This window comes from Anaerolineae bacterium (genome assembly GCA_035529315.1).
GTDB lineage: Bacteria > Desulfobacterota > Desulfobacteria > Desulfobacterales > ETH-SRB1 > Desulfaltia.
Window position 1 is genome coordinate 25,931 of the sequence record DATKWZ010000037.1, and the last position, 23,480, is coordinate 49,410.

General features: G+C 42.3%; 19 protein-coding genes. 13 read left to right on the plus strand and 6 right to left on the minus strand.

All coding sequences use genetic code 11. The annotated features are described in order from the left end of the window. Positions 1–8 precede the first annotated feature (8 nt). The gene (locus tag VMW78_07200) at positions 9–2,300 is read right to left on the minus strand and encodes a Tex family protein (protein ID HUV50785.1); all 2,292 of its coding nucleotides are present in this window, start codon (positions 2,298–2,300) and stop codon (positions 9–11) included. Between the two features lie 269 nt (positions 2,301–2,569). Between VMW78_07200 and VMW78_07205 the strand changes: the two genes are divergently transcribed. After that, complete coding sequence (locus tag VMW78_07205; protein ID HUV50786.1) at positions 2,570–4,360, plus strand: menaquinone biosynthesis decarboxylase; 1,791 nt, start codon at positions 2,570–2,572, stop codon at positions 4,358–4,360. 191 nt (positions 4,361–4,551) lie between these two features. Here VMW78_07205 and VMW78_07210 read toward each other — a convergent pair whose 3' ends face one another. From VMW78_07210 to VMW78_07220, 3 genes are all read right to left on the minus strand, one after another. Beyond that, positions 4,552–6,204, minus strand: a complete 1,653-nt coding sequence (locus tag VMW78_07210; protein ID HUV50787.1) for an NAD+ synthase — start codon at positions 6,202–6,204, stop codon at positions 4,552–4,554. A gap of 592 nt (positions 6,205–6,796) precedes the next feature. Further along, positions 6,797–7,075 (minus strand): DUF2442 domain-containing protein, encoded by a 279-nt coding sequence (locus VMW78_07215; GenBank protein ID HUV50788.1) that lies wholly within the window; start codon positions 7,073–7,075, stop codon positions 6,797–6,799. A 43-nt stretch (positions 7,076–7,118) separates the two neighbouring features. Then, positions 7,119–7,292 carry a DUF4160 domain-containing protein gene (locus VMW78_07220; protein ID HUV50789.1) on the minus strand — a complete coding sequence of 58 codons (174 nt, stop codon included), beginning with the start codon at positions 7,290–7,292 and terminating at the stop codon, positions 7,119–7,121. A 673-nt stretch (positions 7,293–7,965) separates the two neighbouring features. Here VMW78_07220 and glmS point away from each other — a divergent pair. Then, entirely contained in the window at positions 7,966–9,792 is a 1,827-nt protein-coding gene (gene glmS / locus VMW78_07225) for a glutamine--fructose-6-phosphate transaminase (isomerizing) (GenBank protein ID HUV50790.1), read from the plus strand. A gap of 81 nt (positions 9,793–9,873) precedes the next feature. Here the strand turns inward: glmS and miaA are convergent, their stop codons facing one another. Beyond that, positions 9,874–10,836, minus strand: a complete 963-nt coding sequence (gene miaA, locus VMW78_07230) for a tRNA (adenosine(37)-N6)-dimethylallyltransferase MiaA (GenBank protein ID HUV50791.1) — start codon at positions 10,834–10,836, stop codon at positions 9,874–9,876. A gap of 415 nt (positions 10,837–11,251) precedes the next feature. On the opposite strand from miaA, the gene VMW78_07235 reads away from it, so the two are divergent. The 10 genes from VMW78_07235 to VMW78_07280 all read left to right on the plus strand — a co-directional run bounded on the left by VMW78_07235 (position 11,252) and on the right by VMW78_07280 (position 22,467). Next, entirely contained in the window at positions 11,252–13,024 is a 1,773-nt protein-coding gene (locus VMW78_07235) for a 4Fe-4S dicluster domain-containing protein (protein HUV50792.1), read from the plus strand. Between the two features lie 78 nt (positions 13,025–13,102). Beyond that, complete coding sequence (locus VMW78_07240; GenBank protein ID HUV50793.1) at positions 13,103–14,002, plus strand: CoB--CoM heterodisulfide reductase iron-sulfur subunit B family protein; 900 nt, start codon at positions 13,103–13,105, stop codon at positions 14,000–14,002. A 76-nt stretch (positions 14,003–14,078) separates the two neighbouring features. Then, positions 14,079–17,123 (plus strand): CoB--CoM heterodisulfide reductase iron-sulfur subunit A family protein, encoded by a 3,045-nt coding sequence (locus VMW78_07245; GenBank protein ID HUV50794.1) that lies wholly within the window; start codon positions 14,079–14,081, stop codon positions 17,121–17,123. After that, positions 17,116–17,553 (plus strand): hydrogenase iron-sulfur subunit, encoded by a 438-nt coding sequence (locus tag VMW78_07250; protein ID HUV50795.1) that lies wholly within the window; start codon positions 17,116–17,118, stop codon positions 17,551–17,553. The genes VMW78_07245 and VMW78_07250 overlap by 8 nt, the downstream gene beginning before the upstream one ends. Then, the gene (locus tag VMW78_07255) at positions 17,547–18,491 is read left to right on the plus strand and encodes a 4Fe-4S dicluster domain-containing protein (protein ID HUV50796.1); all 945 of its coding nucleotides are present in this window, start codon (positions 17,547–17,549) and stop codon (positions 18,489–18,491) included. The genes VMW78_07250 and VMW78_07255 overlap by 7 nt, the downstream gene beginning before the upstream one ends. A gap of 7 nt (positions 18,492–18,498) precedes the next feature. Continuing rightward, positions 18,499–19,545: a 4Fe-4S dicluster domain-containing protein gene (locus VMW78_07260; GenBank protein ID HUV50797.1), complete on the plus strand. Its 1,047-nt coding sequence runs from the start codon at positions 18,499–18,501 to the stop codon at positions 19,543–19,545. A gap of 189 nt (positions 19,546–19,734) precedes the next feature. Then, positions 19,735–20,580: an FAD/NAD(P)-binding protein gene (locus tag VMW78_07265; protein ID HUV50798.1), complete on the plus strand. Its 846-nt coding sequence runs from the start codon at positions 19,735–19,737 to the stop codon at positions 20,578–20,580. 139 nt (positions 20,581–20,719) lie between these two features. Then, a complete protein-coding gene (locus VMW78_07270) occupies positions 20,720–21,037 on the plus strand; it encodes a TusE/DsrC/DsvC family sulfur relay protein (GenBank protein ID HUV50799.1) in 318 nt (105 codons plus the stop codon). A gap of 99 nt (positions 21,038–21,136) precedes the next feature. Then, the gene (locus VMW78_07275; protein HUV50800.1) at positions 21,137–21,583 is read left to right on the plus strand and encodes an AsnC family transcriptional regulator; all 447 of its coding nucleotides are present in this window, start codon (positions 21,137–21,139) and stop codon (positions 21,581–21,583) included. 20 nt (positions 21,584–21,603) lie between these two features. Beyond that, a complete protein-coding gene (locus VMW78_07280; GenBank protein HUV50801.1) occupies positions 21,604–22,467 on the plus strand; it encodes a nitrilase-related carbon-nitrogen hydrolase in 864 nt (287 codons plus the stop codon). Between the two features lie 58 nt (positions 22,468–22,525). Here VMW78_07280 and VMW78_07285 read toward each other — a convergent pair whose 3' ends face one another. Then, entirely contained in the window at positions 22,526–22,696 is a 171-nt protein-coding gene (locus VMW78_07285) for a hypothetical protein (GenBank protein ID HUV50802.1), read from the minus strand. A gap of 506 nt (positions 22,697–23,202) precedes the next feature. On the opposite strand from VMW78_07285, the gene VMW78_07290 reads away from it, so the two are divergent. Further along, positions 23,203–23,358 carry a hypothetical protein gene (locus VMW78_07290; protein ID HUV50803.1) on the plus strand — a complete coding sequence of 52 codons (156 nt, stop codon included), beginning with the start codon at positions 23,203–23,205 and terminating at the stop codon, positions 23,356–23,358. The last annotated feature ends 122 nt before the right edge of the window (positions 23,359–23,480 follow it).

The following is a 23,480-nucleotide window of genomic DNA, read 5'->3' on the forward strand; positions in this document are numbered from 1 at the left end:
TCAGAGATTTATTTAAGTCCGCTTTTTATTAATGCTTCTGCTAACGGGTTATTAAACGGCTTATTCCTGCCGCTTACCTTATTTTCCTGCTTATCCTTTGGTTTCGGGTTACGGTTTTCAGCCTTTTTTAAGCCCGGATTTTCAATTGCAATCCCTGACTTATCTGCCCGCGATTTCATTGTGAGAGAAATCCTGTTTCTGGCAAGGTCAACTTCAAGCACGGTTACCATTACCTTTTGCTGAACCTTTACAATATCCGCTGGATTTTTTACAAATCTGTCTGCCATCTGGCTGACATGAACAAGGCCGTCCTGATGCACACCAATATCAACAAAAGCTCCGAAGGCTGTGATATTTGTCACAATTCCAGGGATTTTCATCCCAGGTCTCAGGTCTTCGATTTTTTCAATACCATCAGCAAATGCGAATGCCTCGAATTTTTCCCTTGGGTCACGTCCTGGTTTTGCCAGTTCATCAAGGATATCATTTAATGTGGGAATTCCGACTGATTCAGTAACATATTTTGTAACATCAATCTTTTGCCTGATATCAGGTTTTTTTATAATATCAACGACTGTTGTCTCAAGGTCTCTTGCCATGGCGTCAACAATATAGTAACTTTCAGGATGCACCGCGCTGGCATCCAGCGGGTTTTCACCGTCAACGATCCTTAAAAAACCCGCAGACTGTTCAAACGCCTTGGGGCCGAGGCGCGACACTTTTGTCAATTGCTTCTTGGACATGAAGGGGCCGTTCTCCTCACGATATGCGATAATGTTTTTTGCGATTACGGTGTTCAGGCCTGAAACATAGGTAAGGAGCTGGGCGCTGGCTCTGTTCAGATCAACACCGACACCGTTAACACAACTCATAACAACATCGTCAAGGGTCTGTTTCAGTGCCCTCTGATCAACATCATGCTGGTACTGACCAACACCTATTGATTTTGGATCGATTTTTACAAGCTCTGCGAGAGGATCCATCAAACGTCTTCCGATTGATACAGCTCCTCGCACCGTTAGATCATGATCAGGGAACTCTTCCCTTGCCACGTCAGAAGCGGAATATATTGAAGCCCCGCTCTCATTGACCATTATAATCTGCACAGGCTTTGAAAAAGGGACAGCCTTGACAAAGGCTTCTGTTTCTCTGCCTGCTGTACCGTTTCCCACAGCTATGACCTCAATATCAAACTTTTCGCACAGGGATTTTATCTTTTCGATTTCTGCAAGAGCCTTTTTTTCAGACATATGGGGATAAACAGTATCATAATGAAGCAGTTTGCCCTGCCGGTCAAGACAGACAAGCTTGCACCCGGTTCTGAACCCAGGGTCTATTCCCATGACGCGTTTTGCTCCCAGCGGCGGGGCAAGCATGAGCTGGCGAAGGTTATCAGCAAAGACTTTTATCGCTTCAGTCTCAGCTCTTTCTTTTGCGTAAAGCCTGGTTTCAGTTTCCATTGAATGGGAAAGAAGACGCTTGTAGCAGTCCTTTACAGCCAGCTTTACCTGCGCGGAATCATCACCTTCTCCATTAACAAACAGGTTTTCAAGTATAGCTGTTGCTTCCTCTTCGTCAGGCAGTATGTCAAGATGCAGAAAGTCTTCGCTTTCACCCCGTCTCATGGCCAGCATCCTGTGAGATGGAACGCCTGCAACCGGTTCTTCCAAGTCAAAATAGTCTCTGAATTTAGCCCCTTTTTCCTCCATGCCTGACGCAACCCGGCTTTTAATCGTAGCTTTTGTGAAAAAAAGGTTTCTCAGCCAGGACCTGGCCTTATCATTCTCATTTATGATTTCTGCAATTATGTCTCTGGCCCCGGCCAGGGCATCTTCGACAGACTCAACCCCTTTTTCATGGTCAATGAAAGATTCTGCTTCTTTGACCGGATTTGCTCCTTTCTGCTCAAAAATCATCAGTGCCAGAGGTTCAAGCCCTTTTTCCTTTGCTATAATAGCTCTTGTCCGTCGTTTGGGCTTATAAGGAAGATATATGTCTTCAAGCACGGCCATGGATTCCGCAGCAAGAACCTTTTCCCGAAGTTCATCTGTCATGTGACCGTGTTTTTCAAGAGATTTGAGGATCGTTTCCTTTCGTTCTTCCAGTTCCCTGAGCTGGTTCAGCCTGTCCCTGACCGCCTTAACAGCGACTTCGTCAAGACTTCCTGTGGCTTCTTTTCTATAGCGCGAGATAAACGGAATTGTTGCGCCTTCTGATAGAAGAGAAGCTACTGCCTGAATCTGATTATCGGCTATGTTCAGTTCTTTGGCAATTACGGATATAAATCTATCGTTGTTCATAATATCTGTTCCTGATTGTTTTTATATGCCTGAGCTCTTTTTTCCCAGGCGACAAAATATCCACGGGCCTGGTATTTGTCAAGCCGCTTAATATATGCCAATTACCATATCTCTGCTTTTCTGACGATATGCACATTGCCAGGGCCTGCATTTTTGGCTTCTGTGTAATCTGCGTAATCTGTGGATTAATATTGATTCTAAATTCAAATTACATTATTTTGCATGTAATTAAATACAACATTAATGAATGATCTCAAAAGGAACCAAAATTGTATAAAAATTTAAAAGATTTTTTAGATACCCTTGATAAAGCAGGAGAGCTCAAACATATACACGATAAAGTTTCCCCTCATCTTGAAATAAGCAAACTTACAGACAGGGAATCAAAAAGTCCGGAAGGCGGCAAAGCGCTCTTTTTTGAAAATATTGATGGTTCATCATTTCCGGTTGCCACAAACATATTCGGAAGTTCCCGCAGGATCTGCATGGCCCTTGGGGTGGATCATCTCGACCGGTTGGGAGAAAGAATAAAAAAATATATTGATCTCAACCCGCCAAAGAGTTTAATGGGGGCACTGCAAATGCTGCCGATGGCTTTCGGCCTTACAAAATTCTTTCCACGTTCATTCAGGGCATCAACCCCGCCATGCCAGGAAGTAGTGTATAGAAATGATGATGTTGATCTTTCAAAGCTCCCTGTTCTCCACTGCTGGCCAAAGGATGCCGGCCCTTTTATTACTCTGCCGATGGTATTTACAAAGAGTTTTGAAACCGGAAAACGCAATGTTGGAATGTACAGAATGCAGATCTTTGATAAAAACTCAACAGGAATGCACTGGCACATTCATAAAGATGGCTCGCATTATTTTAATGAATATCGCAAGGCCGGTAAAAAAATGCCTGTCGCAGTCGCAATAGGAGCGGACCCTGCCATTATATATTCTGCAACCGCGCCAATGCCGAGAGGAATTGACGAAATGCTTCTCGCAGGTTTCATACGAAATAAGCCTGTGACCATGGCAAAGTGCTTAACCGTGGACATGGAAGTGCCGGCTGAAGCTGAATTTGTGCTCGAGGGGTATGTTGACCCGGATGAACTAAGGCTTGAAGGCCCGTTTGGGGATCATACAGGTTACTATTCTCTTGCCGACGATTATCCGGTATTCCATGTTACAGCCATAACCCACAGAAAAAATCCTGTTTACAATGCCACTCTTGTTGGACGACCGCCAATGGAAGACTGCTATATGGCAAAGGCAACAGAACGGATTTTCCTTCCATTGCTACAGACGGTAATGCCTGAAATATGCGACTACTGGTTCCCATGGGAGGGGGTATTTCATAACATAGTTGTGGTATCCATTGACAAGGAATATTCGGGACATGCGCAAAAAGTAATAAGCGGGTTATGGGGACAGGGCCAGATGAGCTTTTGCAAGGCAATAGCAATTGTTGATAAAAATATCAGCCCGCAGAATCCTGAAAGGATAATAAAAGAGATTTTGTCGAGACTCGATATAGCCTCTGATATCACCATTACCAGGGGGGTTTTAGACGTGCTTGATCACTCATCCCCTTTTGCCAATTATGGGAACAAGATAGGGATTGACCTTACAGCAAGATTCAAAGGGGAACCGCCGAGAAGCAACAGGCGTTTTTTATCAAAACCCCCTTCTGAAGCCGGCCTGTCGAATATAATCAAAAGCAGTGTGCCTGGATCTGCTGGATGCAGACACCTGTTTAAGAAGCTTCAGGAAGGCAAAGAGGTTTTAAACAGGATTCTAACTGTTTCAGTGGAAAAGACCGTTGATAGAGGTGGAAAGGATTTTGCCTCAATTTTATTAGGCCTGAATGCGCTTGATATGTTCAATGTTTTTATTCTGTTTGACAGGGAGATCGATCTTAATGACGGCTCCCTTATGTTGTGGAAGGTATTTAACAATGTCGATCCGGGTCGGGATATGATTTTTCAAAACAATCGTGTGGTAATTGATGCGTGTAAAAAAGGGATTATGGACGGCCATGAAAGGGAGTGGCCGGATGAACTTACTTTTGACTGAGAACTAAGCGCCCTATGGGCTGGCTTAAAAGATGAACGTCCAACATCGAACATCCAACGTCGAATGAAAAACCAATACCAAATGAGAAACAAAGGTTCAGGGGTTCAGCTCGAAACTTGAAACTTGCAAAAATCTACGACCTCTGACCTCTGTTTCTTTATCTTTCTCATTCAACATTCGATGTTGGACGTTCAAAGTTCGATGTTCATTTTTTTCGCCAGGGGATATCTCCTGCCATCACCAAAGGCCTTTGATGTAACCTTAAGAGCCGGCGCTGCCTGGCGTCTCTTGTATTCGTTTTGATCGACCCTGTGAACAACGTCCTCTACAAGGCTTCTTTCAAATCCCATGTCAACCAGTTCGTCTATTCCCTTGAGCTCCTTGATATATCCATTTAATACGCTGTCCAGTATTTCATATGGCGGCAGATCATCCTGATCTGTTTGATCGGGTTTAAGTTCAGCCGAAGGAGTTCTTTCAATTATACTTTGCGGGATATACTCCTTTTCAGAGTTTATAAAACAGGCAATATCATAAACAATTGTTTTGGGAACATCTCCAATCACTGCCAGCCCTCCGTTCATATCACCATAAAGCGTGCAATAACCGACGCTGAGCTCGGATTTGTTCCCTGTGGAAAGAAGAAGGCTGCCATGCATGTTGGAAAAAGCCATGAGAATGGTTCCCCTGATTCTTGCCTGTATATTCTGCTGCGCAACAGTCGGCCTGCTTTCCTTAAAAGAGGGTGAAACAAGCATCGCAAATTCTCTGAATATATTTTCAATCGAAATCTCTTTCAGCTCAATTTCAAGATTTTTCGCAAGTTTTTCAGAATCATTTATGTTTTCCCGGGAAGTATATATTGACGGCATAGATACAGCCAGCACATTATCAGGCCCCATAGCCTTTGTCGCAATGTATGCGGTCAGTGCTGAATCAATGCCCCCGCTGAGCCCTAAAACAACCTTTGAAAAGCCGCACTTTGTTGCATAGTCTCGCGTCCCCATGATAAGGGCCTTTAAAATGCTTTCAGTGTCTGAGCCGGATATGCTGTGGATGTTTTCCTTAAAGGCTTTTGCAGGTTCAGTATCAAAGACAATAATGTCCTCCTCAAAATCACAGGCTCTGGCCTTTATATTTCCGTATTGATCAAAAGCAGCGCTCAAACCATTAAAAAGGATACCGTCGTTTCCGCCCACCTGGTTCGCATATATTAAAGGAACACCATATTTTCCGGCTATAGAGCTCAGCGTATCTATCGTTAACTCATTTTTCCCAACATAAAAAGGGGATGCGGATATATTTATGATAAGGTCGGCCCCATCCTTTATCAGCAATGATACAGGGTCTGAATGATAGATTCTTTTCTTTATTATATCCCTGTCATTCCAGATATCCTCACAGATAGTAAGCCCTATTCTGCGGCCTTTGTATAAATAGGATTCGCATGATAAGCCTGGTTCAAAATATCTGCCGTCATCAAACACGTCATAATTTGGAAGAAGCCTTTTTTTAACCTGATGCAGCAAAACGCTGTTTTCAAACAGAGCTGCCGAGTTGTAAAGGGCCTTTCCCTCCTTATCAGGATTTTTATCAACAAATCCGCATATTACTCCGATCCCATGTATGGACTTTATAAGTTTGTCTAAACATTTAAGATTTGCTTCAACAAAATCCTTTTTTTCAAGAAGATCGCGCGGCGGATATCCTGTGATAACAAGTTCAGGAAAAACAATCAGATCGCACGAAAGCTGTTTTGCCCTGTCTGCGAAATTCATAATTTTGTTAAAATTATGATTAAAGTCGCCGATTATCGGATTTATTTGAGCTATAGCTATTTTCATGACACTAGTTTAATAATATAGGAATTTCCATTTTTTGCCTAATGAATTCGGTATCATAGAATAGATAGATTGTTGAGCGAAAAGTGCCTATAATGCCTAAAGTTAAGGAATTCTGCCATTTTATATAGGTTTCTAAACCATCAATACACAATTGGAGCAGACTCTAAGTGGTTTTGGGTTATCAATTAGCACGCCGAAGGCGTACCATAACTTTAGGCGCTTTAATATACTTTAGCTCACTTTAGGCACTTATGTCCACACCGAAGGTGCGCTAAGTTCGAATTCTTCGTGAACTTCGTGGTAAAACTTTGACTATTTATGACAAAACTCAAAGGTCTCACTTACTGTTTACTTATGTCGAGTTCGATTTCGACCCTGCGATCCGGTATCCCGCTTTTCTCAATGCCGCCTGCTTCAATCTCCGTCGCAGGTCCCATTCCAAGCGTTTTGATTTTATATGTGCTAATCCCTCCGGCCACAAGATAATTTTTTACAACGGCTGGGCGTCGCCTACACTCTTGACAAAAATCTTAACCTGGCAAGCTGTGATTATCAGGCGGACTGAAGGGACACACTGAATTAGGCTGTGGATTTATGATGCCACTTGAAGGGGTAATTGGAAATTGCCTGCAATAATCCCTGGCACTGTAATGTCTTCATCAAGTGATTCCCAGCGCGATGCAAATCCATTCAACCTTATTTTGACTTCTTTGAGCTGACCATCTGTAGCTTTTGATAGAAGTTTAAAGCGATCTGCCGGAAATCCAATAATGCGACTATCTGTTAATTCGATGTAAATCGTTCTGCCTTCCTTCCAGGCCTTAATTGCGGTAGGTTCTACAATTTCCATTTTATTTATCTCGGGATTCATTATATTTCCCCATTAAAAGAAGTTGATTTTCAAATACGATCTTTTATGTTTTTCTGATGGTCAATGGTGGCACACCTTTATTTCTTGCCAATCTAATTGGTTGAAGCCAAAACTTACACTCACCATCAGGAGTTTCGACATGAATATGTGGTGATTCGTTTCCTTCATCTGAATAGAAATGGAACCTGAAGGAACCTATTTTCATGACCGTCGGCATAAAAAAATAATATCATAGCACATTTTTCATTACAAGTGATTTTCTTTCAACGAAATGGCGGGAAAGTGCGTCCACAAGTAAGTAAATAACTTGGCATTTATGGTTTTTAAAGGTTTTATCGACGCGAAGTTTTTCTCTGAAAAAAGAACTAATGGCCAAGTCTTCATGCTTGATAGAATACCTGATATAGAATCTCTTGAAGAATAAGATTTAACCGCAGACACAGATAGACTTTTACGTCATATGGAATAACCACACAAACAGAAAATGAAAGATGAATAATATTTGACCGGATAATGGATGAATGATAGAGTAAACACAAAAAATTAGATAGTGGGTGTATCATGGACAAAATTGTGGCACATTGGGTCGAACGGGCATCTCAGGAACGTCCATAAATAATTTAACCTCCCCGCTGCAAGCAGCGAGACCTTTGCAAAACTCTCATTTGGGGTCGATTCTGGTCGCTGCGATGAGCAAATCAAAGCGGCGATCTCATGGCTTATCAATGCGTTATGAGATTGCTTCGCTTGCCCCCTTTGCTACGTTCGGGGCTTTGGCTCATTGCAATGACAATACTAGGGTTCTGCAAAGGTCTCGATGTTTCCATGAAGACTTTCAAAGCATAAAATTCGCCGGGTGTTTTGAGGATATTAATAAGGAGTAAGATAAAATGTGCGGAATTTTTGGATATAATGGCATAGAACAGGACGGGGTGAAAAAAATATTGGAAGGTATCCACAGGCTTGAACATCGCGGATATGATTCTATGGGCATAGCATTTTTAACCGGTGATAAGGTTGAGTGTTTTAAAGTAGCTGAAGATGAAAAGGCTGGTTTTGATATAAAAGATCTGGCTAAAAAAATCCCCGACAAAAAAGTGATTTGCAACATTGGAATTGGCCACACCAGATGGGCGACTTATGGCGGAAAGACTGTAAAAAATGCTCATCCGCATTTTAGTAATGGTTTGTTTATTGTTCATAATGGTAATGTTGAAAATTTTGAGACATTAAAAAAAGAAATAGACACCCACACGCTTTATTCAGAAACTGATTCTGAAGTTATTGTTAAGCTGATCGATAAGATATATCAGGAAACCGGCGACTTAGTGAAGTCGATCGAGAAGGTTATGAGGATGCTTGTTGGGGCTAATGCAATACTTCTTATGAGTAAAAATCATCCGGATCAATTGTTTGCGGCTAATAAAGGGGGAACAATACTTTTGGGGAAATCTGATTCCGGAGTTATTATTGCTTCCGATCCAGCAGCGTTTGAAGGCAACCATATTATTAAGAAAAGAAACCTTGGGACAAATGAAGTAGCAGTTATACATTCAGATTCCTGGGATATCATCGCCAAAGAAGTTGTTGCTATTGAGAAGGATTATTTTCAGGACATTGGTAAAAATGGCTGTGATTTTTATATGGAAAAAGAAATATTTGAGCAAGGCGCAGTATTGCAGGGAACAATGAGCGGACGTTTGATTCCTGACAAAGGCAATACTCGCCTTGGGGGCATAAATGAAATAGCAAGGGAACTAAGAAATGTGGAAACATTTCATTTTGTTGGGTGTGGCACAGCCTATAATGCCTGCTCATACGCCGCGTTGCTTTTTAATCGTTTTGGCATAGCATCCCGCGCCTGGATCGCTTCTGAATTTTGTTATTCTCATCCGGTATTTGGCCCGAATGATGCTTTTTTCTTTATTTCTCAATCCGGAGAAACAGCAGATACCATTGAAGTGCTTGAGGAAATACAAATAAAGGGAAATATCTGCCTTGGTATAGTAAACGTTCCGGACAGCAAAATTGCTCGCTTAACTGAGGCTGGCGTTTATATCAGGGCAGGCAAAGAAAAAGGCGTTGCTTCAACAAAAGCATTTACAGCTCAGTTGGTTACCATAGTGCTGCTGGCAATATATTTGGCCCGGCAAAGAAAGATGACGATAGATACGGGCATGGGAATTATTGAAGAACTTATGCTTATCCCGGAAAAAATCGAAAAAGTTCTTAAACAGAAAAATAAAATAAAGCGGTTGGCGAAGAAATATAAAGAGTTTAAAAATTATTATTTTTTAGGTCGATATTTTAATTCAGTTGTAGCTCAGGAAGGAAGCCTTAAGCTTAAAGAAATTTCTTATATGCATGCTGAAAGCTATCCCCTGGGAGAGATGAAACATGGCCCCCTGGCTTTAATTGACCCTTCCTTTTGCAGTGTTGTCATCATTCCCAATGATTCCGTACATTCAAAAGGGGTGGTTAATGTTCGAGAAATAAAGGGAAGGAACGGTGTTGTTATAGCAGTTGTTACGGAAGGCAATAGTTTTGAATTAGCAGATGATATTATTGAGATTCCTGAGATTAGACCAAGGTATGAATATTTATATCCAATAATAGCCGCAATTCCTTTGCAGCTATTTTCTTATTACATGGCATTAGAGTTAAATTGCAATCCTGATAAACCAAGAAATTTAGCAAAAACTGTGACAGTTGGATAAAAAATATGCCGAAATTGACCTAAACTAAAAAGGATGTTTTGTAAAGGTCTCCCCTGCCCTTGGCCTGAGGGGCAAGGGGCTCTATAATAGACTAAAACAATATCGTGTTGCGGACAGAAACTTCTTTACCAGACGGATAATATCTTCCAACTGCTCGGGCTTTTTCCATGCAACCCTTGAATCAGCCTTAAACCAGGTCATTTGACGTTTTGCATATCTTCTTGTGTCCCGCTTAAGGGTCGACAATGCCTCATCCCATGAAAGACGACCCTTTATATAATCGGTAATATGGCGATAGCCGATCGACTGCATAGACTTGAGGTTTTCCGAATAGCCCTTGTCAAGAAGCCACTTAACCTCATCTACAAGTCCTGCGTCAATCATTGCGTCAACTCTGGAGTTAATGCGATCATACAGGATTTCTCTGCTCATATTCAAACCAATGGTCAAAACTTTAAATGGCTCATCCGCAAACCTGTGCTCTTCATGGCATTCTGATATGCTCTTTCCGGTTATCTCATATACCTCCAGAGCCCTTATTATCCTGTATGCATCATTAGGGTGTATATTTTCGGCCGCTGTTGGATCGCATTTGCTCAGCCGCTTGTGAAGAAAAGCTGCGCCATGGACCGCCGCCTCCCCTTTCATGCGCTCACGGACATTTACATCCCCGCCTTTTACTGGACCTGTAAACAGGCCATGTAATAGCGCCTTGACATAAAATCCAGTACCTCCCGCAACAAATGAAACAATATCCTGCCTGTCAAGTTTAATGATAGTTTCACGCGCCATCTTTGCATACATGGCTGCATCAAAGGGTTCGTCAGGATCAATAATATCGATCATATGGTGTTTAACACGGGCCTGTTCATCAGGGGTCGGCTTTGCCGTGCCTATATCCATATATCTGTATATCTGCATTGAGTCCGCGTTTATAATCTCGCCATTAAATTTTCCGGCGATTTCAAGGGCCGCAGATGTCTTGCCGACCCCGGTGGGACCGCAAATTACAATCACCTTTGGTTTTGGTTTGTTAGTGTTCACAGTAAACCTTTTTGGGAACCGTTTTCATCACAGCAACTTTAGAATTATTTACATAGCGCGTAACAATAAAATGATCAATTTTTAAAAATATATCTCTCTTACAATAAGGCTCAAGCTTTTATTAAAACATTTTATCTTGACAAAACTTTATGTTATGTACTCTATAAAAGTAACAGTTTACGGTTCACGGTTGAGATCTTTGAATTTTACCAGGAATAGTCTTGTCGTTCCCGTGGAAACGGGAATCCAGCCCCCGATTAGGTCAAGGACAAGCATTTTTAAGTCGTTATGGATTCCGGCCGGAATGACAAAAACGAACCAACTGTTAACTGTGAACAGTTACCTATAAAAATTTGTCGCAAGCGCAAGACAAAGGTCTTGCCTTTTTTTATGCGACCAACAGGAGCCATTTTGTATGGTATTTAATGTTTTACTTTATACATCCCTGTTTGTCTTCATCTTCGGCCTTATCTACAGGATTAGCACCTGGTTCTCCTGGAAAATCGGCATTTCATCCGGAGATATCGGCAAGTCCGAAAGACTGGCTGCGGCTTTTAAAGGTATGCTGGGAGTTATTTTCAGCGCAAAAATCCTTATCCTTATTAAGGTATTTATCCTTGATGTGGTGTTTCAAAAAAGGATTCTCAAAGAGGATTTTCTCCGCTGGGCCATGCATATGCTCATATACACAGGTTTTATGTTATTACTGCTCATGCATGCGCTTGACGAGCATATAACCGCCTCTCTGTTCAGTGAATATTACTCCACATTAAATCCATTTCTTTTTCTGCGAAATTTTTTTGGCATCATGGTAATTGCAGGGCTTGCGATCGCCATATACCGGCGCTTTATCCTGAAGGTACCTCGCCTGAAGACAAACAGCATGGATTATTATGCCATAATTATTCTTGTCGTTATTATGATTTCCGGTTTTTTTCTTGAAGCAACAAAAATCACATCTATCTCTGATTTTGAAAGAATGGTAAATGAGTTCTCAGATGTGGATGAAGAAAAGGATCTCATAGCGCTTGAAAGTCTGTGGGTCCATGAATTTGGAACTGTTTCTCCGGATCTTAAGGAGCCCTTTGAGCAAAAGCTGCTTGAACATGGCCGTGAAATCCACGAAACAAATTGCGCTTCCTGTCATTCTTCTCCAAAATGGGCAGCTGCAGGATATGCTCTGGCCAATATTCTAAATCCAATAGCCTTAAGCCTGGACAGGGCAAAAGGCCCCAACATTCTATGGTATATTCATATACTGGTCTGCTTTTTCGGGCTGGCATATCTTCCGTTCAGCAAAATGTTTCACATAATCGCCGGCCCCATAAGTTTACTTACCAATGCTGTTATGGAAAAGGAAAGCTCACATCCTGCAAATATTGCGACAAGACAGGTGATGGAGCTGGATGCATGTACCCATTGCGGAACCTGCAGCCTTGGATGTTCCGCTGCAACGGCATTTGACGCTTTGGGCAATGAAAATATTCTGCCGTCGGAAAAGATGGTTTCTCTAAAGAGTTTAATTGCCGGGCAAAAACTAAGTTCTGAAAAGATGAAAGCCGTCCAGGAGGGGATTTGCCTTTGCACGAATTGCGATCGATGCACCGTGGTTTGTCCTGTAGGAATCAATCTTAAGGAATTATGGCTTAACGTGCGAGAGGATTTAATCCAAAAAGGATATCCTGAACCGCTGCTCCTTTCCCCCTTTTCTTTTGCCAGAGGCTTAAACCGTTATGATATACCGGCTGACAAGTATTATAAACCTGTTGAGGCCGCAAAACAGGCAGTGGCAGGAAAATTTGATTCGCTGATTAAGCAAAGCCCTCTGGTTCTCAATGGTGGGGGTATCAAGGAATTTAATCAACTATCCAAAGACAATACATTTGCATATTGCTTTAGCTGCCGGAACTGCACCAGCATATGTCCCGTGGTATGCAGTTTTGATAAACCTGAAGAGGCGCTGGGACTGCTGCCGCATCAAATTATGCGCTGTCTCGGCCTTGGCCTTGTTGAAATGGCATCAGGCGCAAGCATGATATGGAACTGTTCGACCTGTTATCAATGCCAGGAACACTGTCCACAGAACGTAAATGTCACGGATCTTTTTTTTCAATTGAAAAATATAGCTGTCAAAAATGTAAAAAAAGCATCAAACGAAAAAGAATTATCACAACGACATGAAACTTAAGTTAATAAGCTTTAGCTTTTTAAACTTTATCTGTTTCGTGCTTTCGTGTTTTCGTGATTAAATAAAGGTTGAAACAAGATGATCAAATATGCATTATTTTTGGGATGCAATATACCGGCAAGGGTAAGCTGGTATGAAGATTCTTCCAGAGCGGTTTTAAAGAACCTGGGCGTGGAGCTGATTGACATCCGAGGCTTTAACTGCTGCGGCTATCCCCTGAAAAATATCGACCAAAGAGCATATATTCTGTCTTCAGCAAAAAACCTGGCATTGGCTGAAAAGCAAGGCCTGAACATACTGACTCTGTGCAAATGCTGTTTCGGAAGCCTGAAAAAGGTTGAATATCTTCTCAAAGAGGATTCAAATCTGCGGCAGGATATAAACCGCTTGCTCGCTGATAGTGGCTTGAAATATGAGGGCAACATCGCTGTAAAACATTTTCTTTCGGTCCTTTATCATGATGTGGGTATTGATGCCATAAAAAGCAGGTTGTCCGGTTCATATAAAGATCTCAGAATCGCCGCCCATTATGGATGCCATGCCCTGCGTCCCAGCAGAATCACCCGGTTTGACGATCCAGTTGCGCCAACTATATTTGATGAGCTGGTGGAGATAACCGGCGCCATATCTGTTGACTGGCCCCAAAAACTGGAATGCTGCGGAGCCCCTTTAACAGGCATAAATGATGATATCTCGATTAATTTGACAAAAAAGAAGGTGTTGGATGCTAAAAAATCAGGCGCCGACTACCTGTGCACTGCCTGTCCGTTCTGCCATCTGCAATTCGATACTATTCAAAAGAAGGTGGCTTCTAACAACGGAAACAGCGAATATCTTGCCCCTGTTCTTTATTCCCAGCTTCTTGGGCTGTGCATGGGCATTGATCAGGAGACTCTTGGAATCAATAAAAACAAACTTGATATCAACGAAATTAAATCTTTTATAGATTCAGCCACAGACCCACATAGACCCACATAAACAAGATAAAGAAAGTAAAGTGTTTGTCCTTGTGTGTCTGTGGCTGAGAATTAATAATAACTTTAGGAACATAAAGATGTCGGAAAATAAAACAGGCTCGGTTATGGTGATAGGCGCGGGAATCGCCGGAATGCAGGCAGCATTGGATCTGGCTGATTCCGGTTATTATGTCTATCTTGTGGAAAGGTCAAGCTCGATCGGCGGCATGATGTCGCAGCTTGATAAGACCTTTCCCACCAATGACTGCGCAATGTGAGTTATCTCACCTAAACTGGTCGAGGTCGGCCGGCACATCAACATTGAGCTGCTTACCCTTTCCGAGGTAAACTCGGTTTCCGGCAAGCAGGGGAATTTTGAGGTAAACATAACGCAGCACCCGCGTTATGTTGATCCTGACAGGTGTATTGCGTGCGGCCTTTGTGCAGAAAAATGCCCTAAAAAAGTACCTGCTGAGCATGATGAAGGATTGGGCATGCGCAAAGCCATCTATGTGAAGTATCCACAGGCTGTTCCTTTAAAATACGCCATTGACGCAAAAAATTGCATCTACTTTAAAAAGGGGAAATGCAGAATATGCGAAAAATTCTGCCCTAACAATGCTATAAATTTTAAGGATCAAAAAAGGGAGGTTACCCTGAAAACAGGGGCAATTATCCTTGCCCTGGGCAGCAAGATCTTTGATCCGGGAACCCATGATACATACGGCTATAAAAAATCACCCAATATTGTAACAAGCCTGGAATTTGAAAGGATTTTATCATCATCCGGGCCTTATGGCGGACATCTCGTTTCCTCCCCGGACAATAATGAACCTGAAAAGATTGCCTGGCTTCAATGCGTAGGATCCAGGGATGAACGCCCGGGCTCTAAAGGATACTGCTCTGCTGTCTGCTGCACCTATGCTGTTAAACAGGCCATGCTGGCCAAGGAACATACTAAAAAAAATCTGGATGCAGCTATTTTCTATATAGACATCCGTACAAACGGAAAGGACTTTGAGAAATATTATAACCGGGCAAAGGATGAGGCCGGCGTACGTTTCATTAAATCGAAAATTACAAACATTACAGAACTTGATGGAAAGCACCTTATATCCTATGTGGATGAAGCAGGCAAAAGAATCGAAGAATTATTCGACATGGTAGTATTGTCTGTAGGGCTCGGAGTATCAGGAGAAGCCGTAAATCTTGCCCAAAAACTGGACATAAAACTTAATCATTACGGCTTTGCGGGCTCCGGCAGTTTTGAGCCTGTTGCCAGCTCCAGACCTGGCATCTATGTTTGTGGCGCATTTCAGGCTCCCAAGGATATTCCGTCGTCGGTTATAGATGCCAGCGCTGCCGCAGGTCTGGCTGGAAGCAAACTGGCCGACTACAGGTGGACCCTCACAAAAACAAAACATATCCCCGAAGAAATCGATGTCCGCGGAGAACCTCCCAGAATCGGCGTGTTTGTATGCCGCTGCGGATCAAATATCGCGGGCGTTGTTGATGTTCCAGCAGTTGTCGAATTTGCTCAAAGTCTGCCCTATGTGGTCTATGCCGAAGAAAATATGTTCAGTTGTTCTCAGGACACACAGGATAAAATCACAGAGATTATTAAAAACAAACGACTAAACAGGGTTGTTGTGGCAGCCTGTACGCCAAGAACTCATGAACCGCTTTTTCAGGAAACATTAATCAATGCTGGCATTAATAAATACCTTTTCGAGATGGCCAATATCCGCAACCAGTGCTCCTGGGTTCATAAAGATGATAAAGAAAAGGCCACGGAAAAGGCTAAAAATCTGGTTAAAATGGCTGTGGCAAAGGTTGCCCTGCTTGCCCCTCTTGAAGAACCTTCAATGCAAATCAACCAGAATGTGCTGGTCATCGGAGGCGGAATAGCCGGCATGGTGGCAGCCAAAAATCTGGCAGACCAGGGCTACCGGATCTTTTTAATTGAAAAGGCTGATTCACTTGGCGGGCAGGCGCGTCATCTACATGAAACATGGCAAGGAGAAGACATTCAACAATATTTATCCGGTCTGATAAAAGAGGTGCAATCTGATAAAAGCACAGAGATATTTTTAAATTCCCACATAAAACAGGTGGATGGTTTTGTGGGAAATTTTAAGACAACAATCGAAAATAACAGCAAGAGCATAGTACTGGAACACGGAATAACGATCATTGCCTCAGGCGCCTCGGAATTCGTGCCGGATCAGTATCTCTATGGCAATGACAGACGTGTTGTAACCGGGCTGGAACTCCAGCAGCGTTTCATCAACAAAGACCCCTCGCTGACACAACTCAATACCGCGGTATTTATCCAGTGCGTTGGTTCACGCATTCCAGAGCGACCTTTTTGCTCAAAGGTCTGCTGCACACAATCCATTAAAAGCGCCGTAAAACTCAAAGAGATTAAACCCACAATGGAGGTCTTCGTGCTATACAGGGATATGCGCCCATATGGGCTGCGAGAGGATTTGTATAGAAAGGCGCGCTCTATCGGGATTAACTTTATCCGCTACGACTTTGGCAAGGAGCTTGCCGTAGAAGCAGACAACGGAAATCTGCGGATTGCTTTCATTGATTGCGTGCTAAAGCGAAAGATGGTAATACAGCCTGACATTTTAATACTGGCCGCTGCTATTGTTCCGGAAAAAGTAAACAGGCTGGCGCAGCTTTATAAAGTAACGCAAAATGAGGATGGATTTTTTGCGGAGGCGCATGTTAAACTAAGGCCTGTTGATTTTGCAACAGGCGGAGTGTTTCTATGCGGGCTTGCTCATGCCCCTAAATCAATAGATGAATCAATAACTCAGGCCCAGGCCGCAGCATCGAGAGCTGTTACACTTTTATCCGCGAAGAGCATCTCTGCCGACGGAACAGTGGCCTGTGTGAGCCCGAACTTATGCAGCAGTTGCGGTGTTTGTGTATCAATATGCCCATATTCTGCCGCCCTGTTTAATGAAAAAAGCGGCAAGGCCGAAATTAAACCGACATTGTGCAAAGGGTGCGGTCTTTGCACCGCGTCCTGCAGATCAGGGGCTATTAATCTAAAAGGATTTGATAATGAGCAGATCTTTGCGCAGATATTTGCAATGAATGAAGAAGAAGGAGTTTTCAATAATGCCTGATTGGGAACCAAAAATTGTAGCTTTTCTTTGCAGCTGGTGCAGTTATGGAGCTGCCGATCTTGCCGGGGTCAGTCGTTTGCAGTATCCACCGAACTTAAGGGTTATCAGGATCCCCTGTACCGGCCGGATGAGCCCGAAGTTTATTTTAACTGCTTTCAGGCAGGGGGCTGACGGTGTCTGGGTTTCCGGGTGACATCCCGGGGAATGCCATTACCTGGAAGGTAATTATTATGCCCGCAGAAAGTTTACACTCTTTAAAAGCCTTTTGGAACACACAGGAATTGAGTCCGGCCGGATCTTTTTTTCATGGGTCTCATCATCTGAAGCAAACAGATTTGCGCGACTTGCATCAGAAATCACCTCAAAGGTTAAGGATCTGGGGCCAAACAATAATTATATAAAACAAAGGCCTGTCAAGGTAGCATGTTAAAATATATTGATACGATAAGAAAAATATCCAAGCGGCTCTTAAAGGAAAAAACAGTCGATATGGTAATAGGTTTCCGTAAGGGAACAGTGCCGATGATAAATGAGCCATGTTTTACAAACAAACCGGATGATGTGGATAGTCTGGTTTGGGACAGTAACTGCGGAATCAACCTGGCAAACTATCTAACCAACAGAAAGGAAAAAATTGCCATTATTGCCAAGGGATGCGATTCAAGAAACATTATTACACATATAATTGAAAACAAGGTTAAAAGAGATCAACTGTTTATTATTGGAGTGCCGTGCAAGGGGATGATCGACAGGCATAAGATTGCATCGATGTTTGAAGAGGAAATAATCGAGGTTGCGGAAGAGGGAAATATTGTCATTGTTAAGAGTGCTGGTTTTGAAAAAAGGCTGGAAAAATCAGAGATCCTGCAGGAAAACTGCGCAGTATGCATCCACCGCAATCCTGTTATATACGATGAACTTGTTGCCGAACCCGTAAAGGAACAGACAGAGATTGACAGATATAAAGATGTGCGCAGGATCGAAGAGATGCGGGTGGAAGAAAAAAATAATTTTTTTGACAATCTCCTTTCACCCTGCATCCGCTGCTATGCATGCAGAAATGCATGTCCCCTTTGCTACTGCCCCACATGCTTTGTGGACGAATCCCGGCCTCAGTGGTTAGGAAAAAGCATTGATCCCACAGACATTAAAACCTTCCATTTACTGAGGGCTTTTCACTGCGCCGGCAGGTGCACGGATTGCGGCGCCTGCCAGCGTGCTTGCCCAATGGGTATAAATGTCAGAATATTTACAAAAAAACTGGAAAAGGATTGTTTTGAATTATATGGCTGGGAATCAGGCCTGTCCCTGAAGGAACGCCCCCCTCTTGATACATACAAACCTGATGATCCGGATTTAGGAATTTAAGCATACCATGAAGATCATAAGAATTGACAAGAAAAATTGGGCCGAAGATATTGAAAATTTAAGTGGATCTTACCGATTATTCGGCCCTGTTAAGGATAATAGCTCTCATATGTTTAAAGAGCTTAATAAGGGGGAGTTGCCGGATTTAAATTATTTCAACACAACCCTTTCACCCAAATCGATTATTTATCCTCAGTCTGAGGTTATGCTTGAATATAGCCTGGATGAAAACAAAGAAAATCATCATGTAATGAAAGAGGTAAAAAAGGATTATTCCCAACGCGCTGTGATCGGGATCAGACCATGTGATGCAGCGGCTTTTTCATTGGTCAAACGCAACTTCAACACCCCTGAATATAAGGACCCATACTGGACAAGGGCTTATGAGACAACCACATTTGTCGGGCTTGCATGCAACAACCCGCAGACCACATGTTTCTGCCGAACCGCCGGCAACGGCCCTTTTCATGAAGATGGACTTGATGTTCTCCTTATAGATATGGGAGATCATTTTTTTGCAAAAATAATTTCTTCAAAGGGTGAAACCCTGTTAAAGGCTGCCGGATGGAAAACCGAAACTGATGCCGAGACCAGCGGCAATCTGGTTGCAGCCATGAAACAGAAAGCAGAAGACGCAATAACCGCATCTGTTTTTACAGATAAATTAAAGAACAAAAAAATTACCGACCTTTTTGACGCCCCATTTTGGGAAGAGCTGGCTTTTGCATGCATAAACTGCGGAACATGCACATATGTTTGCCCGACATGCTGGTGTTTCGACATTCAGGATGAAATTTACGGGCTCTGCGGCATACGCATGCGGAATTGGGACAGCTGCATGTTTCCTCTTTTTACTCTACATGGATCAGGGCATAATCCAAGAAATACAAACATGCAGAGGCTCCGGCAGAGGTTTATGCACAAACTGAAATATTATGTGGACAAATACGGCAATGGGATTCAATGTGTCGGATGCGGTCGATGCATACGTCTGTGTCCGGTAAATATCGACATACGAAAAGTTTGTGATTTGATGAACAGTTATAGTGCCTAAAATTCATAAAGTATATTAAAGTGCCTAAAGTTAAGGTATTCTGCTTATTTTAAAGTTACAAGCAACTGAAGAAAAGTTAAAATTGGCCGCGCCGGACCTGCCTGCCGGCAGTGGCGCATTCCTTAACTTTAGGCATTTTAGGCACTTTAGCTCATTTTAGGCACTTTACTTATTTCAGGGGAATGTAGAATGCAAAATCCATATCTGCCTTATCCGGTTCGTATAGAGGAAATAATAACCGAAACCGAAGATAAAAACATTAAAACATTCAAGCTGGTCTTTTTAAACCCTGATGACGAAAAGAATTTTTCATATAAGGCAGGACAGTTTGCAGAGCTTTCAGTGGCGGGAAAAGGAGAGGCGCCCATAGGAATTGCATCTTCACCCACGGAAAAAGGATATCTGATGTTTACCATCAACAAGGCCGGGCTGGTTACAACCGCCCTGCATTGCATGAAACCTGGGGACATTATCGGTATTCGCGGACCTCTCGGCAACAGTTATCACTGGGATATCCTTGAAGGAAAAAATATTGTCATAATCGGCGGCGGCTTTGCCTTTACCACGCTTCGCTCCTCCATAGTATATATGCTTGATCCTGCGAATCGCCCGAATTTCAAAGAAATCCATGTGATTTATGGCGCACGGTCTCCCGGAATGCTCCTTTACAGGGATGAACTTGCTGAGTGGGAAACTCGTGATGATATTAATATGCATATTACCGTGGACAGCACAGATGATCCGGACTGGAAATACAATGTAGGATTTGTACCAACAATCACCGAGCAGAAAGCGCCTCCGGCCACTGCAGACACCTACGCAATTATTTGCGGCCCGCCGATCATGATTAAGTTTACCCAGCCGGTATTAGACAAGCTTGGCTACGCCCATGATCACATAATAATGTCCCTTGAAATGCGAATGAAGTGCGGCATTGGAATTTGCGGCAGGTGCAATATTGGAAAAGAATTCATATGCAAAGACGGACCGGTTTTTACGCTAGCCCAGCTAAACAGTATGCCAAAGGAATATTGAGACATATTAAACTTTTTACAAAACAGTCCTTTTTTAATATTGACATTTATCAATCTATAATATATAATTTTTTAAATTAATTAATGTGAAATTAAAAGGCGAAACGCTATAATATTTTTTAAAAAAGGAGGATTTTTAAATGCCAACAGTTGAATTTATGGGTAAAACTTTTACCGTAGATGAGGACGGATTTATTGATGATTTTAAAAATTGGTGCCCTGAGTGGGAACAGTGGGTGAAAAAGGAAGAGGGCATTGAAGAGCTCAATGAGGAACATAAAAAGCTTGTTGCAGTTCTTCGCGAATATTATGAAAAAAATGGAATTGCTCCAATGGTTCGAATACTTTCCAAGGTTACAGGATTCAAACTGAAACATATATATGAGCTTTATCCGTCTGGACCAGGCAAGGGAGCATGTAAGATGGCCGGTCTTCCAAAACCTACAGGATGCGTCTAAGTCAAGAAATCAATGGCCTGTTTAACATATTTTTAAGTAAAAAAGCTCCGCATATTATGCGGGGCTTTTTTTATTAAGGTAAAAATAATCATGTCTTCAATGGATGATATAGACAGAGAAATTCTAAACAGGATACAGTCCGACTTTCCGATAACCCCCCGCCCCTATCTTACCGTGGCTAATGATCTGGGTCTTTCCGAAGATGATGTTTTAAAGCGACTTGCCGTGTTGAAGAAAAAAAGGATTATCAGGCGAATAGGGGGTAACTTTGTCCCTGAAAAATTAGGATTTGTCAGCACCCTCTGCGCAGCAAAGGTGCCGAAAAGTAAAATTGAATTCTTTGCTAAGGAAGTAAACAGCCATCCTGGAGTAACTCATAATTATAAACGGGATAACAGGTATAATATATGGTTTACCTTTATTGCTCCATCCATGGAGGAAATAGAAAAAAACCTTAAAAAGATCTCCGATAAAACGGGAATAACAGACATTATCAATCTGCCTGCAACAAAGGTTTTTAAGATAAAGGCTCACTTTGATCTATAGCAGGTTGTGAGAATTAATTAATGAAGGATATAAGGGTTGCGGTTGCTATTTTCAATTCGCCTGTCAATAAAACCGAGCATAATATTGACCGCATGGCCAGGTGGGTAAAGGAAGCAAAGAGGAAAGGCGCTGAAATAATCTGTTTCCCTGAAATGAATGTTACAGGGTACTGTATACATAAGGATATTAATGAGATAGCAGAGCCTGTTTCAGGCAGGGTAACACAAGACCTTTTACGTTTAGCCGGAGAGGAAAAAATTGTTATTCTTGCGGGTATGGCTGAGAAAGACGTAACAGGCCGGATATTTGCGAGCCACCTGGTTATTACGCCTGACGGTGTTTCAGGTATATATCGAAAGCTGCATATAGCTCCCCCTGAAACCCCTTTTTTTACTCCGGGCACCGAAATTCCGCTGTTTGAGACAAGAGGAGTAAAATTTGGAATTCAGCTTTGTTATGATGCGCATTTCCCCGGGCTTTCCGAACATATGGCTATAAATGGAGCGGAAATAATCTTCATTCCACATGCATCTCCAAGAGGAACTCCGGACAAAAAATTCATGTCATGGATGCGGCATCTTCCTGCAAGAGCTTATGATAACAGCCTTTTTATTATCGCATGTAACCAGACAGGTAAAAACGGCAAAGGGCTTACTTTCCCGGGCGTGTCGGTGATAATCGGTCCATGCGGCAAAATTATAAAGAAAAGGATAAGCAGCAGGGAGGGTATAATGGTCGGAGATTTAAAGGCTGATGACTTGGCCAGGGTGCGAAATAACAGGATGCATTTTTTCCTTCCGAACAGAAGGCCATGTCTGTATAAACGTCTCGAAATTTCTACAACCTATTGGAATTCCTGTGACTTTGGTCGAGTAGTTAAATAGTCGAGTTGTAAGGGTTCTTGAACCACTCGACCACTTGTAAGCGAAGCCGAACTAAGTTCTATGATTTTCTGCTTCGTATATAATCCAGAAGATATGCTATCCCGACCAGAAAAACAGCAAGACCGGCTACATGGAAAACATCGGTTTGAGCATAAAAAAATCGTGTTAAAATAACCGCAAAAACAACTCCGAGTATGGCCCTGATTACAAATATATGAAATTGATTCAAAATAATTACCTGCAATATAATTTATTATAAGAAACTTTGATGAACTCGTAAAAAGTCATACACCAAGTCATTGCGAGGAGCGCAACGACGAAGCAATCTAATAAATATAAGCACTTATCTTATACGAGATTGCTTCGCTTTGCTCACAATGACATATTCTGGATGCCGGATCAAGTCCGGCATGACGATTTCGAGACTTTTTACGAGTTTATCAACATTAAAGATTTGTGTCAAATTTATCTGTTTTTTTCTTTACTTAATTATCAGTTATTGTTATAAATAAATTTTTTAGATGTTAAGTGTAATAAAGGGGGCGTTTTGAGCAAAGTGGAAAATCTTTCCGTCGTAGCATGCTGAAAACATTAGATTTCTCCCTGTCGTCGATCTGCTGGTCGATCCGGCAGAGCCCTTTGGCGGACGCTGAACCCGATTTTTTACAAGTTCAGCAACAGTTGGAAAGTGAGCAAAATCGTCTTATATAATAAGGTTACAGGAGGATTATAAAAATGGACATCAGCAGGAAGTTGGGTATTTTAGTTTTTTGTGCTGTACCGGCGATTGTTGGCGGAGGTATTGTTTACGCTATTTTTGGGAATTATGCCCCTGTTTTCATATATGAAATCCTTCTTTTATTCGTAGCTTTCGGCATTATCAGCAAGTAAAACTGGGTGTTCGAAAAATCCCGGATTTTGAGGCCAGGGACAAGGGATAAAAATCTTACTGCCGGCGTCTGCCTGTGCGTTGCATCTGTCTGCGCGCTATTTTTCACCAAACAGGCCCGAAC

Excerpts from the sequence above, each read along its gene's own strand:
- VMW78_07210 (HUV50787.1), bottom strand. The coding sequence starts at position 6,204 with ATGAAAATAGCTATAGCTCAAATAAATCCGATAATCGGCGACTTTAAT.
- VMW78_07290 (HUV50803.1), top strand. The coding sequence starts at position 23,203 with ATGGACATCAGCAGGAAGTTGGGTATTTTAGTTTTTTGTGCTGTACCG.
- VMW78_07240 (HUV50793.1), top strand. The coding sequence starts at position 13,103 with ATGATCAAATATGCATTATTTTTGGGATGCAATATACCGGCAAGGGTA.
- glmS (HUV50790.1), top strand. The coding sequence starts at position 7,966 with ATGTGCGGAATTTTTGGATATAATGGCATAGAACAGGACGGGGTGAAA.
- VMW78_07235 (HUV50792.1), top strand. The coding sequence starts at position 11,252 with ATGGTATTTAATGTTTTACTTTATACATCCCTGTTTGTCTTCATCTTC.
- VMW78_07270 (HUV50799.1), top strand. The coding sequence starts at position 20,720 with ATGCCAACAGTTGAATTTATGGGTAAAACTTTTACCGTAGATGAGGAC.
- VMW78_07200 (HUV50785.1), bottom strand. The coding sequence starts at position 2,300 with ATGAACAACGATAGATTTATATCCGTAATTGCCAAAGAACTGAACATA.
- VMW78_07215 (HUV50788.1), bottom strand. The coding sequence starts at position 7,075 with ATGAATCCCGAGATAAATAAAATGGAAATTGTAGAACCTACCGCAATT.
- VMW78_07275 (HUV50800.1), top strand. The coding sequence starts at position 21,137 with ATGGATGATATAGACAGAGAAATTCTAAACAGGATACAGTCCGACTTT.
- VMW78_07280 (HUV50801.1), top strand. The coding sequence starts at position 21,604 with ATGAAGGATATAAGGGTTGCGGTTGCTATTTTCAATTCGCCTGTCAAT.
- VMW78_07220 (HUV50789.1), bottom strand. The coding sequence starts at position 7,292 with ATGCCGACGGTCATGAAAATAGGTTCCTTCAGGTTCCATTTCTATTCA.
- VMW78_07260 (HUV50797.1), top strand. The coding sequence starts at position 18,499 with ATGAAGATCATAAGAATTGACAAGAAAAATTGGGCCGAAGATATTGAA.
- VMW78_07265 (HUV50798.1), top strand. The coding sequence starts at position 19,735 with ATGCAAAATCCATATCTGCCTTATCCGGTTCGTATAGAGGAAATAATA.
- VMW78_07255 (HUV50796.1), top strand. The coding sequence starts at position 17,547 with ATGTTAAAATATATTGATACGATAAGAAAAATATCCAAGCGGCTCTTA.